Source organism: Brevundimonas sp. KM4 (genome assembly GCF_000964075.1).
GTDB lineage: Bacteria > Pseudomonadota > Alphaproteobacteria > Caulobacterales > Caulobacteraceae > Brevundimonas > Brevundimonas huaxiensis.
The window spans coordinates 1-11,846 of sequence record NZ_JZRG01000012.1 but is presented as its reverse complement, the minus strand read 5'-3'; the positions used below and the strand labels follow the sequence as shown (position 1 = coordinate 11,846).

The following is an 11,846-nucleotide window of genomic DNA, read 5'->3' as shown; positions in this document are numbered from 1 at the left end:
GGCCGGCCAAGTCGTCGATTGCATCAACCGAGGCGGCGCATCTACAATCTGAAGATGAAGTTCCTCGTCCTCTTTGCGCTGACATTCGCCTACAGCTTTGCGCTGTTGCTCTTGAACGAGGCCGCGCCCCCGCCTTTGCCGCACATGCTGACGGTGGCGCTTTGCGGCGCCATCGGGGCGTCTCTGGCGAACGCCACCTGGTGGCTGCTCGAGCGAAAGCTGCTTCGCAAGCCCACGCATTAAATCAAATACCGGCCTCCGACTTTCTCCCCAACGCCTCATCAACCCTTGCGGGCGTCGGACCTCCGTGGAAACATCGCAATATGCCCAAGCGCTCCCCGTACGGTCCGCAGATGACCTTCCCTGAAAAGCGCAAATTTTTTAACGATCGCCTCCACGTCTTTTTGGGCCTGCTCACGCCTTGCCTGGTCGTCAGCGGCACATCGTCCGAGCCGTCTTCCGTCTTCCTGACATGGACCGTCGTCGTCGCCCTCTTTGCGCTGGTCCTCAATCGGCTAATTCCCTGAAAGCGGACAGCTCGGCGATGAGTCGTCAGCCAGCGCACCTGCGGGCAATATCGACTGCATTTACAGCGGCATGAGACGCAGCAGCGTCGTCGTACCTATCGCGGCCTGAAACGGCGCTACAATGGTCGCGCCATGCCCAAAGCCGCTCCCCCTGAAATTGCACCACCTTGCATTTTGCACGCGTTTTCGCGTTGCCATGCAATTTCGCGCCGATCGAGATTAGACGAATTAGACACTTTAGACGGTGTTTTTCATCCTCACCGTCTGAACAGCCGACGCCGCCTCGACTAGGGGAAGACGACCCTCGTCATCCCTGCTAACCCAGCCTCACCATGACCGAACACGCCTTCAAATCCGACTTCCTCCGCACCATGCAGGCGCGAGGCTATATCCATCAGATCACCCATCCGGCCGAACTGGATGCGGCGGCCGCCGCCGGCGTGGTCACCGGCTATATCGGCTTTGACGCCACCGCCCCTTCGTTGCACGTCGGACATTTGATCCAGATCATGCTGCTGCGCCGCCTGCAGCAGGCTGGACACAAGCCCATCGTCCTGATGGGCGGCGGCACGACCAAGGTGGGGGACCCCAGCTTCAAGGATACGCAGCGCCCCCTGCTGACCGAAGAGCGGATTGCCGAGAACATCGCTGGCATCAAGGGCGTGTTCGAAAAATTCCTGACCTTCGGCGACGGCCCATCGGACGCCATCATGGTCGACAACGACGAATGGCTGTCCAAGCTGGGCTACCTGGAGTTTCTGCGCGACTACGGCACGCATTTCACCGTCAACCGGATGCTCAGCTTCGATTCCGTCAAGCTGCGCCTGGAGCGTGAGCAGCCGCTGACCTTCCTCGAATTCAACTACATGCTGATGCAGGCCACCGACTTCCTGGAGCTCAACCGTCGCTACGGCTGCACGCTCCAGATGGGCGGCTCGGATCAGTGGGGCAACATCATCAACGGCGTCGAACTGACCCGCAAGGTGGATCAGAAGGCCGCCTTCGGCCTGACCACGCCCCTGCTCTCGACCGCCTCGGGCCAGAAGATGGGCAAGACCGTAGGCGGCGCCGTCTGGCTGAACGCCGACGCCCTGTCGCCCTATGACTACTGGCAATACTGGCGCAACACCGAGGATGGAGACGTGGGTCGCTTCATGCGCCTGTTCACCGATCTGTCGGACGCCGAGATCGCCGGCTACGAAGCGCTGGAAGGCGCGGCCATCAATGACGCCAAAAAGGCCCTCGCCGACGCCGCAACGACCATGCTGCACGGCGCAGAGGCCGCCGCAACCGCCCGCGCCGCCGCCGAGAGCGCCTTCGAAAAAGGCCAGCTGTCCGCCGACCTGCCGACCGTCGAGCTGCCGTCGGCCGAGGTCTACGGCGCCATGATCGCCGCTGTCGTGACCAAGACCGGCCTGACGGCCTCCAACGGCGAGGCCCGCCGCCTGGCCCAAGGCGGCGGCCTGCGTTTGAACGACGCCGCGGTGTCCGACGGCGCCCAATTGCTGACCGAAGCCGACCTCAAGGACGGCGTCATCAAACTGGCGGCCGGCAAGAAAAAGATCGTTCTGGTGAGGCCTGTTTGATGTCCGTAACGGAAGGCCAACCCGCGCCCGCCCTCGACCTGCCCACGGACGGCGGCGGCCGCGTCACCCTCGCCGCCCTCAAGGGCAAGCCCGCCGTCGTCTATTTCTACCCCAAGGACGACACGACCGGCTGCACGCGCGAGGCCCAGGACTTCACCGCCCTGGCGCCCGACTTCGCCGCTCTGGGCGTGCCTGTCATCGGCGTGTCCAAGGACACGGTGAAGAAGCACGACAGGTTCAAGGCCAAATACGATCTCGCCGTAACCCTCGCCTCCGACGAGGACGGCGCCGCCTGCGAGGCCTGGGGCGTCTGGGTGCAGAAAAAGCTCTATGGCCGCGAATATATGGGCATCGAGCGGGCCACCTTCCTGATCGACGCCGAGGGCCGGGTCGCCAAGGCCTGGCGCAATGTGAAGGTCGCCGACCACGCCGCAGCCGTGCTGGAGGCCGCCAGGGCCCTGTGATCGGCGAGCATCGTTCGGAAGCGATGCTTGACCTTGGCCCCTCCTCCACGGCCTAGTGGGCGTCGGGGCTAATAGGGGCTTGGCCGGCCTTGGCTGGCAGATGCGGAGCGCACCATGTTCACCAAGAGCAAATCCTACGACAGCGGATCGAACGGCCTGGGCATCCCCCCGGCGCCCGAACCGACCACGCCCACGCCGACGGCTGCAAGCACGCCGTCCCTGCCCGCCACGACGCCTGCGCCGCGCGCGGCCGAACCGGCCCGTCCGGCGGCCCGGTCCAGCAATCTGTCGACCTTGTCGGCCGGCGTGAAATACGAAGGCAACATCTCCGGCGCGGGCGAGCTTCAGATCGACGGTTCGCTGAAGGGCGATGTTCGCGTCTCGCGCGTCGTGATCGGCGAAGGCGGCTCGGTCGAGGGCACGGTCCATGCCGACGTCCTTGACGTGCGCGGCCGCGTCTCGGGCGCCATCGTCGCGAAGCAGGTCAAGCTTCACGCCACCGCTCGCGTCGAGGGCGACATCACGCAAGAGCAACTCGCCATCGACCAGGGCGCCTGGTTCCAGGGCCGCTGCAACCAGGCCAAGCGCGACACGCCCGGCGCCGCCATGCTGGAAGCCCCGACGCCGAAGGCCGACAAGGCGGACAAGACCGCCGCCTGACCGCGAGCGGGCTCAAGCAGGCCGGAGGCCGGTAGTCCAAACAAAAAGGGCGGCTCGTCGGAGCCGCCCTTTTCCGTCAGTCCACGCTCGATCCGCGCGTCTCGCCGACCCGCTGGGCCAGGGCCGCGCCCATGAAGGCGTCCAGGTCGCCGTCCAGCACCCCCTGGGTATCCGAGGTCTCAACCTCGGTCCGCAGGTCCTTTACCATCTGATAGGGCTGCAGGACATAGGAGCGGATCTGGTGACCCCACCCGATGTCGGTCTTGGCGTCGGCCAGCGCCTGAGCCGCCGCCTCACGCTTCTGCAGTTCCAGCTCGTATAGGCGCGCGCGGAGCATCTTCCAGGCCATCTCGCGGTTCTGGTGCTGCGACCGGCCGGCCTGGCAGGCCACGACGGTGTTGGTCGGGGTGTGCGTCAGGCGCACAGCCGAGTCGGTCTTGTTGATGTGCTGACCGCCTGCGCCCGAGGCGCGATAGGTGTCGGTGCGCACGTCCGAGGGGTTGATGTCGATCTCGATCGCGTCGTCCACGACCGGCGACACCCCGATTGAGGCGAAGCTGGTGTGGCGCTTGGCCGCCGCGTCATAGGGGCTGATGCGGACCAGGCGGTGCACGCCCGATTCCGACTTCAGCCAGCCATAGGCGTTGGGGCCTTCGATCAGGATGGTGGCCGATTTGACCCCCGCCTGCTCGCCCTCCTCGTGCGCCTCGATCGTGACCTCGTAGCCGTGCGCCTTGGCCCAGCGGGAGTACATGCGCAGCAGCATGCCGGCCCAGTCGTTCGACTCGGTGCCGCCGGCGCCGGAGTTCACTTCCAGATAGGCGTCGTTACCGTCGGCCTCGCCGGACAGCAGGGCTTCCAGCTCGGCGCGCGCGGCGCGTTCCTTGATGCCGCGCAGAGACGCGCGAGCGTCTTCCAACGCGCCCTCGTCGCCTTCCTCGTCCGCCATCTCGGCCAGCATCACCCCGTCTTCGAGGTCCTGCTCCATCGCCTTGACGGTGTTGATCTTGCCTTCCAGCTGCGAGCGTTCGCGGCTGACGGCCTGGGCCTCGTCGGGCTTGTCCCAGAGCGTCGGGTCCTCGACCCGCGCATTCAGCTCATCGAGCTTTCTTAGAGCGACATCCCAGTCAAAGACGCCTCCTGAGCAGAGCGACGCTCTGCTCGATGTCGGCCTTCATGGCCTCGACATCCGGTCTCATCGCAATCTCCAGCGACACAACGCCCTCGAACAGGGCGGATGAAAGGAAAACGGCGCGCCACGAGGACGCGCCGTTCGATGGGCCTACCTAGAGCCTCAGTACAATCCGCTCAAGTCCTCCGCCGGCGCCTTCTTGGGCGGCGGCGGCGCAGTGGGCGCCGGCGACGAGGCGGGTGCGCCGCTGGCGGCCTCCTGCTCGCGGCGGATCACCTCATAGTAGTTCTGCGGTCCGACAGGCTGGGCCGGGCCGATCGGGCGCGGCGGCGGGGCCTGGCGCTCGGTGCCGGGACGGAAGGCCTCCTCGATGCCGTTGACGGTACGGAAGATGGCGTTCTTGGGCCGCACGAACGGGCGAGCCGGCCGTTCCTTCAACGCCGTCTGCATGAACTCCGTGAAGACCGGCACGGCGGCCGAGGCGCCGGCTTCTCCGGATCCCAGAGAGCGGTTGTCGTCAAAGCCGATGAAGACGCCGACCACGATGTCGGTAGTGAAGCCCACGAACCAGGCCGAGCGATATTCGTTGGTCGTGCCGGTCTTGCCCGCGACCCAGGGGCCAAGACCGCGCGCGCTGGCGGCGGTGCCGCGCTGAACCACGCCCTCCAGCATGGAACTCATCTGATAGGCGGTGATCGGGTCGATGACCTGGGTGCCGCGTTGCTGCAGGCGCGGTGATTCCTGGCCCGAGAAGCCCCGTCCGCATTCACGGCAGCTGCGGTTGTCGGCGCGGAAGATGGTCTCGCCGTCACGGTCCTGAACATAGTCGATCAGATAGGGCGTCACCCGCCGCCCGCCGTTGGCGAAGGCGGAATAGGCGGCCGTGATCTCAAGCGGCGTGACCTCGCCGGCGCCCAGCGACACCGACAGGTTCGGCGTCATGCCTGGCAGACCCATCTTGGCCGACTGATCCACGATCTTCTTCATGCCGACCGACTGGGCCAGCCGCACCGTCATGACGTTGCGCGACAGCTCCAGCCCGCGCCGCAGCGTCTGAGGGCCATAGTATTGGCGGCTATAGTTCTCGGGCGTCCAGCGCGTGCCGTTGGGACCGCCGGCGAAGCTGATCGGCGCGTCCAGGACGATCGAGGCGGGGGTGAAGTCGCCCTCCAGCGCGGTCGCATAGACGAAGGGTTTGAACGCCGAACCCGGTTGACGGCGCGCCTGGGTCGCCCGGTTGAAGCTGGACAGCGCATAGGAATAGCCGCCGACCATCGCCAGCACGCGGCCGGACTGCGGCTCGATGGCGACCAGCGCCCCGTTGACGCGCGGCACCTGCTTCAGCGCGAACTGGCCCCCCTGCGGCTCCACGAAGATCAGTTCGCCACGCTTCAGCTGACGATTGGCGTTGGCCCAGGCGGCGTCCGACGCCAGCAGCGTGCCCGACTTGTCGTCGCGGGCGGTGCGGATGCGAACCGTGTTGCCGCTGACGCTTTCGATGGCGGCGGCCTGCCAGCTGCGGCGCTCGGGCGGCGCCTGTTCCTTCAGCGCGACCGCCTGCCAGCCGTCGGCGAAGTCGGTCGTGCCCCAGCCGCCCCGCCAGCCGTGACGACGGTCGTAGTTTTCGAGCCCCTGCATCAGGGCCCGACGCGCCGCCGTCTGCAGCGTCGGGTCCAGGGTGGTGCGCATATAGAAGCCGCCGGCGCGAAGCTGCTCGCCGAACTGGGGGTTGGCGGCGGCCTGGCGGCGCGCCTCCTCGACGAAGAAGTCGGCGTCCTTGTAATCCGACCGCTGCGGCGCATCGCGCGTCACCAAAGGCTTGGCGCGCGCCTCGACCAACTGCTCAGGCGTGAGCCAGCCGCTCTGCTCCATCTCGCCCAGCACCCAGTCACGGCGGCCCTTGGCCGCCCCGGGGTGACGTTTGGGGTGATAGTTGTTCGGCCCCTTGGGCAGGGACGCCAGGAAGGCGGCTTCGTCGGGCGTCAGCTGCGCCAGCGACTTGCCGAAATAGTTGTAGGCCGCCGACGCGATACCGAACGAGCGATAGCCCAGGAAGATCTCGTTCAGATACAGTTCGAGGATCTGCTCCTTGGACAGGGTCGCCTCCAGGCGATTGGCCAGGATGGCTTCCTTCAGCTTGCGGTTCAGGCTGGATTCGTTGGTCAGCAGGACATTCTTGGCCACCTGCTGGGTGATGGTCGAACCGCCTTCCAGCCGGCGTCCCGACGCCAGGTTGAAGACGTTCTTGATCGACGCCCGGCCGATGCCGTCCACGTCGATGCCGCCATGCTGGAAGAAGTTGCGATCTTCGGCCGCCAGGAAGGCGTGGATGACCGGCTGGGGGATCTGGTCGTAGGAGACATAGATTCGGCGCTCGTCCGAAAACTCGCCGATCAGGGTGCCGTCGCCGGCATAGACGCGCGTTGCGGTCGGCGGGCGATAGTCGGCCAGCTCCGACGCATCAGGCAGGTCGTGGAACAGCCACGCCGCATAGACGGCGACGACCAACCCCGCCAGGGCGATGCCGCCCAGCAGAACCATGCCCGCCCACACGAACCAGCGTTCGGCAATCTTCACTGCGTACTCCGACGACGCGCCCCGAAAGGGTGCTTTAGCCCGCGTCGCCGGTATATGGCTAGAGCCGCGATGCAACGCCCCCTTGGCGTCCGCCGTTAAGCTCCCATCTCAAGCATCCCAACCCAAGGAGCCTGCCATGGAAGTTCTGTATCGCGCCCAATCGACGGCGTCTGGCGGAGGCCGCGAAGACGGTCGTTCGGCCACCGATGACGGCAAGATCGACGTCAAACTGTCGACGCCGACCGAGATGGGCGGCAAGGGCGGCGACGGCACCAACCCCGAGCAGCTCTTCGCCACCGGTTACGCCGCCTGTTACCTCGGCGCGCTGCGTCTGGTCAGCGGCAAGGCAGGCACGCCCGTCAGTCCCGACACCAAGGTCACCGCCGGCGTCGGCTTCGGCAAGAACACCAAGGGCGAAGGCTTCAACCTGGATGTCGACCTGACCGTGACCGACCACGGTCTGGACCAGGCCGTTATCGACGACCTGATCGAGAAGGCGCACCAGGTCTGCCCCTACTCGAACGCCACCCGCAACAACGTCGATGTTCGGCTGAGCGCGAAATAACCGACGCCAAGGGCCGCGCGCGTGTTGAGCCGCGCGCGCGGCGCCTCTAGATGAGGTCCATGACCTCCCCGCTCGACGCCTCCCCCGATCCCCTGCTGACGCTCGAACCGCATCGCCGCGTGACCCTGCGCGAAGCCTTTGGCGTGGACAGCGACATGACCGTGCCCGCCTTCGACGAGCGCGACAGCCATGTGCCCGAGATCGACGAGGCCTATCGGTTTGATCCCCAGACGACGATCGCCATCTGCGCCGGCTTCGCCTTCGACCGCCGCGTGATGGTCCAGGGCTATCACGGCACCGGCAAGTCGACCCACATCGAACAGGTCGCCGCCCGCCTGAACTGGCCGCTGGTTCGCGTGAACCTGGACAGCCACGTCAGCCGGATCGACCTGATCGGCAAGGACGCGATCGTCCTGAAGGACAGCAAGCAAGTCACCGAGTTCCGCGAGGGCATCCTGCCCTGGTCGCTGCAACGCCCCATCGCCCTGGTCTTCGACGAATATGACGCCGGCCGGCCCGACGTGATGTTCGTGATCCAGCGCGTGCTCGAGGCCCAGGGTCGCCTGACCCTGCTGGATCAGAACCGCGTCATCCGCCCGAACCGCTATTTCCGCCTGTTCGCCACGACCAACACCATCGGCCTGGGCGACACCACGGGCCTGTATCATGGCGCACAGCAGATCAATCAGGCCCAGCTGGACCGCTGGAACATCGTCACCACGCTGAACTATCTGGATCACGACGTGGAGGCCGAGATCGTCGCCGCCAAGGTGCCCGAGTGGAAGGACGCCGAGAGCCGCCGACGGATCGCCGCCATGGTCCGCGTCGCCGACATGACCCGCAACGCCTTCATGAACGGCGACATCTCGACCGTCATGTCGCCCCGCACCGTCATCACCTGGGCGCAGAACGCCCAGATCTTCAATGACGACCTGGGCCTCAGCTTCCGCCTGACCTTCCTGAACAAGTGCGACGAACTGGAACGCCCGACCATCGCCGAGTTCTACCAGCGCGCCTTCGGCGAGGACCTGCCCGAGGCGGCGACGCGGGTGAAGGTGGGGTGAGCGCACTCAGCGACGATGAGAAATCTGTCGCCAACGAAGCTTACGCCGTCGTTGGCGAAATAGTGCTGATGGCGTCAGCATTGGACGAAAGATTAAACGAAGTAATTCGCTTAGTTTGTTCGCTACCACCTTCGCCGTTCATGGAGCCGATAATTGGCACTATCGATTCATCTCGAAAGATCGAAATTCTTCGCAACTACGCAGGCCATATTACCGCAAGCGAATGGAAAATCGGATTGAGAAAGCTTTGCGATCAAGTAGAAAAGGTCAATAAAGCTAGAAATACTGCTTGTCACAGTGCGCTGCGATTTGAGAGCGGATCAGCAGTTCTGATTAATGTTTCGGCGGGAAAGCTGCTGAAAAATCTTCATCATAACAAGACGAAAATCTTGGATTTGAAAGTTGCGATCCGCATAGGCGAAGAGGCACTCGCTTATACCGGTGTCGTTGTCGCAAATTTCGCAGCCGTCGAAGCAAAACTTGCGGAGAAGCGAGCGAAAGGCGAAATTTAAGCCGCCTTAGCCTGATCATCGCCAGCGCATCGCGCCGTGGCGGTTGACGCCTAGCGCCGCGCCTCTTCGCCGCCGCCGATGAAGGCGCCGGCGATCCAGCTGACGACGCCGGTCACGATGGCGGCCCCGATGCCGGCCCACAGGCCGTCGACCCGGAAACCGTCCAGGAAGACGGAAGTCAGCCCGATCATGGCGGCGTTCACCACCAGCAGGAACAGACCCAGCGTCACGACGGTGATTGGGAAGGTCAGCACGACCAGGATCGGCCGGACAAAGGCGTTGACCAGGCCCAGAATGATGGCAGCCGCGATCAGCGAACCGGTGCTGGTGAAATCCACGCCCGGCACGATCCGGGCGGACAGCCACAGGCCCGCCATGGTGACCAGCGCCTGGATGATGAAACGGATCATGACAGCCCTCGTGACGTTCAAGCGTGACCATAATGCACGAATTGGACGAAGGCTCCCCCTTCGTGGACGGCGCTGCTATCGAAGGTTCGAACCGCACGGAGACCGCTCATGAGCCTGCACGGCGCCTATGACACCAACAACATCTTCGCCAAAATCCTGCGCGGCGACATTCCGTCGGTGAAGGTGTGGGAGGACGACCACGTCCTGGCCTTCATGGACGTCTTTCCCCAGTCGGAAGGCCACGTCCTGATCATCGCCAAACAGTCCCAGGCCCGTAATCTGCTGGAGATCGAGCCCGAGGTGCTGGCCCGCGTGACCGCCGCCCTGCAACGCACGGCCAAGGCGGTCGAGAAAGCGCTGAAGCCCGAAGGCCTGTCGATCCTGCAGTTCAACGGCGAGGCGGGCGGACAGACGGTCTTCCACCTGCATTTCCACATCGTGCCGCGTTGGGCCGATCGCGAGATGAAGGGTCACGGCCACGCGCCGATGGCGGATACGGCGACCTTGCGGGCGCTGGCCGACCGGATCGCGGCCGAACTGGACTAGGTGACGCGGCGCTTTTCCAGCTTTCGCGCCAGGGTGCGGCGGTGCATGCCCAACCGCCGCGCCGCCTCCGAGATGTTGAAGTCGGTATCAACCAGCGTCTCGTGGATCCGCTCCCATTCCAGCGTCTTGATCGAAGTCGGGCGCGTGCCCAGCGGCGTCTCTGCGTCGCCGTCGGCCCGGCCGAAGGCGGCTTCGATATCATCGGTGCTGGCGGGCTTGGCCAGATAGTGCCGGGCGCCCAGCTTGATCGCCTCGACCGCCGTGGCGATGCTGGCGAAGCCGGTCAGGACGACGATGTTCATCTCGGGGTCGAAGGCGTGAAGAGCCTCGACGCAGGTCAGGCCGGAATGGCCGCCCAGCTTCAGATCGACGACCGCATAGCCGGGGCGATGCGTCCTCAGCACCTCGGTCATCTGGTCGGGACTTGCGGCGCTGACAACCGTATAGCCACGCCGTTCGAACGAGCGTCGCAGTGTGGTCGAGAACGATTCGTCGTCCTCGACGATCAGCAGCAATCTGGCGTCATCGGTCATGCGCGATCTCGTCTGTCGGAGCCAAGGCCGAAAGCGGCAGGGTCAGACGCACTTCTGCGCCGCCCGCTGGTGGATTGGAGGCTTCTACCCGTCCGCCCAGCGACCGGATCACATTCATGAGCAGAAAGAGGCCAAGACCGGCGCCGGGCCTGGGCTTGGTGGAGTTGTAGGGCTTGCCCCAGGCCTGAAGGATCGCCGGCGGGAAGCCCGGTCCGTCGTCGCGGACCGCAATGCCGAAATCCTCGTCCGTACGTGTCGTGGTCACGGTGATGCGGCTCGCTCCGGCCTCGACCGCATTGTCGAACAACACGCCCAGCACCTGACGCAGGGCCGGGTCGGCGATGATCGACGGGTTCTGGGCCAGCTCGTCGCGGATCTGCACCGCCACGCCGTCGCCGTTCCAACTGGCCACCACATCGGCGACGAAGGCGCGCAAGGTCGTGCGCTCGGGCGCCTGTCCCCTCGCCTCGCCGGCCGACATCAGGATGCCGGTGACGATGGCCTTGCAGCGTTCGACCTCGGCCCGCATCACCGTCATGTCCTGGGCCAGGTCGGCGTCCCGGGTCAGGGCCGGCATACGCTTCCAGTCGCTCAGGATCACCGACAGCGAAGCCAGCGGCGTTCCCAGCTCGTGCGCCGCGCCCGATGCGAGCAGGCCCATGCGGACGATATGATCATGCTCTGCCGTCTGCTGGCGCAGGGCGGCCATGGAGGCGTCGCGCTCACGCAAGTTCTGGCTGATCCGGGTGACGAACAGCACCAGCAGCACGGCCATCAGCACGAAACAGATCAGACTGCCCTGGAGATAAAGGCTGAGCAGCGAATCCTCGCGCGCCGGCGGCAGGTTCAGCGGGCGGGAATGCAGACCCAGCCCGGCGAAACACAGACTGGTGATGGCGATCAGGGCCCAGGCATAGACCGGCGCCAGCAGCACCGCCCCCAAGACGACTTGCAGCAGATACAGCGCCACGAAAGGATTGGCCGCGCCTCCGGTCAGGAACAGCAGCCAGGTCAGGGCCGCCACATCCGCCAGCAGGGCGATCATCAGCGCCTGATCCTCGACCTCCTGCCGGCGTACGGTCAACGGCGCGCTGACCAGATTGACCAGCACCAGACCCGCCGGCGCCGCCAGCAGCCACAGCACCGGTAGGGGGATCCGCATCACATATTGGACCAGCAGGATCGTCGCCACCTGCCCGGCGACCGCCAGCCAGCGCAACTGGATCAGCAGCAGCATGTTGCGGCGGTTGGCGCCGCCGTGGGTCGCGAC

14 protein-coding genes are annotated in these 11,846 nt (G+C 65.4%); 9 read left to right on the top strand and 5 right to left on the bottom strand.

All coding sequences use genetic code 11. The features are described from left to right. Window positions 1–54: 54 nt before the first annotated feature. The 5 genes from VH88_RS07665 (at window position 55) to VH88_RS07645 (ending at window position 3,237) form a co-directional block, all read left to right on the top strand. The gene (locus VH88_RS07665) at window positions 55–243 is read left to right on the top strand and encodes a hypothetical protein (protein WP_045810731.1); all 189 of its coding nucleotides are present in this window, start codon (window positions 55–57) and stop codon (window positions 241–243) included. Between the two features lie 80 nt (window positions 244–323). Next, window positions 324–527 carry a hypothetical protein gene (locus tag VH88_RS07660; protein ID WP_045810730.1) on the top strand — a complete coding sequence of 68 codons (204 nt, stop codon included), beginning with the start codon at window positions 324–326 and terminating at the stop codon, window positions 525–527. 332 nt (window positions 528–859) lie between these two features. After that, a complete protein-coding gene (gene tyrS / locus VH88_RS07655; protein ID WP_039247366.1) occupies window positions 860–2,113 on the top strand; it encodes a tyrosine--tRNA ligase in 1,254 nt (417 codons plus the stop codon). Then, window positions 2,113–2,577, top strand: a complete 465-nt coding sequence (locus VH88_RS07650) for a peroxiredoxin (RefSeq protein ID WP_039247364.1) — start codon at window positions 2,113–2,115, stop codon at window positions 2,575–2,577. The genes tyrS and VH88_RS07650 overlap by 1 nt, the downstream gene beginning before the upstream one ends. Window positions 2,578–2,691: 114 nt before the next feature. Then, window positions 2,692–3,237 (top strand): polymer-forming cytoskeletal protein, encoded by a 546-nt coding sequence (locus VH88_RS07645; protein WP_082064410.1) that lies wholly within the window; start codon window positions 2,692–2,694, stop codon window positions 3,235–3,237. Window positions 3,238–3,313: 76 nt separating this feature from the next. Here VH88_RS07645 and prfB read toward each other — a convergent pair. After that, window positions 3,314–4,436, bottom strand: a protein-coding gene (gene prfB, locus VH88_RS07640; protein WP_099052186.1) for a peptide chain release factor 2 whose coding sequence is annotated in 2 segments (ribosomal slippage) — window positions 3,314–4,366 and window positions 4,368–4,436 — 1,122 coding nt in all. Because the reading frame shifts where the segments join, the coding sequence is not laid out codon by codon here. A gap of 95 nt (window positions 4,437–4,531) precedes the next feature. Continuing rightward, a complete protein-coding gene (locus VH88_RS07635) occupies window positions 4,532–6,946 on the bottom strand; it encodes a penicillin-binding protein 1A (protein ID WP_045810729.1) in 2,415 nt (804 codons plus the stop codon). Between the two features lie 136 nt (window positions 6,947–7,082). Between VH88_RS07635 and VH88_RS07630 the strand changes: the two genes are divergently transcribed. Genes VH88_RS07630 through VH88_RS15985 form a run of 3 tightly spaced genes read left to right on the top strand, consistent with a single transcriptional unit; the run spans window position 7,083 to window position 9,087 of the window. Further along, a complete protein-coding gene (locus VH88_RS07630; RefSeq protein ID WP_039247361.1) occupies window positions 7,083–7,511 on the top strand; it encodes an organic hydroperoxide resistance protein in 429 nt (142 codons plus the stop codon). A gap of 59 nt (window positions 7,512–7,570) precedes the next feature. After that, complete coding sequence (gene cobS, locus VH88_RS07625; RefSeq protein ID WP_045810728.1) at window positions 7,571–8,575, top strand: cobaltochelatase subunit CobS; 1,005 nt, start codon at window positions 7,571–7,573, stop codon at window positions 8,573–8,575. Continuing rightward, complete coding sequence (locus tag VH88_RS15985) at window positions 8,572–9,087, top strand: hypothetical protein (RefSeq protein WP_156146780.1); 516 nt, start codon at window positions 8,572–8,574, stop codon at window positions 9,085–9,087. The genes cobS and VH88_RS15985 overlap by 4 nt, the downstream gene beginning before the upstream one ends. Before the next feature lie 50 nt (window positions 9,088–9,137). On the opposite strand, the gene VH88_RS07620 is transcribed toward VH88_RS15985, so the two are convergent. Continuing rightward, window positions 9,138–9,497, bottom strand: a complete 360-nt coding sequence (locus VH88_RS07620; protein WP_045810727.1) for a phage holin family protein — start codon at window positions 9,495–9,497, stop codon at window positions 9,138–9,140. Between the two features lie 108 nt (window positions 9,498–9,605). Between VH88_RS07620 and VH88_RS07615 the strand changes: the two genes are divergently transcribed. Continuing rightward, window positions 9,606–10,043, top strand: coding sequence for an HIT family protein (locus tag VH88_RS07615; RefSeq protein ID WP_039247356.1), 438 nt, complete (start codon window positions 9,606–9,608; stop codon window positions 10,041–10,043). Here the strand turns inward: VH88_RS07615 and VH88_RS07610 are convergent. Together VH88_RS07610 and VH88_RS07605 are read right to left on the bottom strand one after the other, a co-directional pair. Then, the gene (locus VH88_RS07610; RefSeq protein ID WP_045810726.1) at window positions 10,040–10,576 is read right to left on the bottom strand and encodes a response regulator transcription factor; all 537 of its coding nucleotides are present in this window, start codon (window positions 10,574–10,576) and stop codon (window positions 10,040–10,042) included. The genes VH88_RS07615 and VH88_RS07610 overlap by 4 nt on opposite strands. Next, a partial coding sequence (locus tag VH88_RS07605) for an ATP-binding protein (RefSeq protein ID WP_045810725.1) occupies window positions 10,566–11,846 on the bottom strand: 1,281 nt, incomplete at its 5' end. The genes VH88_RS07610 and VH88_RS07605, both read right to left, overlap by 11 nt.

Coding starts and splice junctions, on each gene's coding strand:
- tyrS (WP_039247366.1), top strand. CDS start 860: ATGACCGAACACGCCTTCAAATCCGACTTCCTCCGCACCATGCAGGCG.
- VH88_RS07615 (WP_039247356.1), top strand. CDS start 9,606: ATGAGCCTGCACGGCGCCTATGACACCAACAACATCTTCGCCAAAATC.
- VH88_RS07660 (WP_045810730.1), top strand. CDS start 324: ATGCCCAAGCGCTCCCCGTACGGTCCGCAGATGACCTTCCCTGAAAAG.
- VH88_RS07665 (WP_045810731.1), top strand. CDS start 55: ATGAAGTTCCTCGTCCTCTTTGCGCTGACATTCGCCTACAGCTTTGCG.
- VH88_RS07630 (WP_039247361.1), top strand. CDS start 7,083: ATGGAAGTTCTGTATCGCGCCCAATCGACGGCGTCTGGCGGAGGCCGC.
- VH88_RS07645 (WP_082064410.1), top strand. CDS start 2,692: ATGTTCACCAAGAGCAAATCCTACGACAGCGGATCGAACGGCCTGGGC.
- VH88_RS07610 (WP_045810726.1), bottom strand. CDS start 10,576: ATGACCGATGACGCCAGATTGCTGCTGATCGTCGAGGACGACGAATCG.
- cobS (WP_045810728.1), top strand. CDS start 7,571: ATGACCTCCCCGCTCGACGCCTCCCCCGATCCCCTGCTGACGCTCGAA.
- VH88_RS07620 (WP_045810727.1), bottom strand. CDS start 9,497: ATGATCCGTTTCATCATCCAGGCGCTGGTCACCATGGCGGGCCTGTGG.
- VH88_RS07650 (WP_039247364.1), top strand. CDS start 2,113: ATGTCCGTAACGGAAGGCCAACCCGCGCCCGCCCTCGACCTGCCCACG.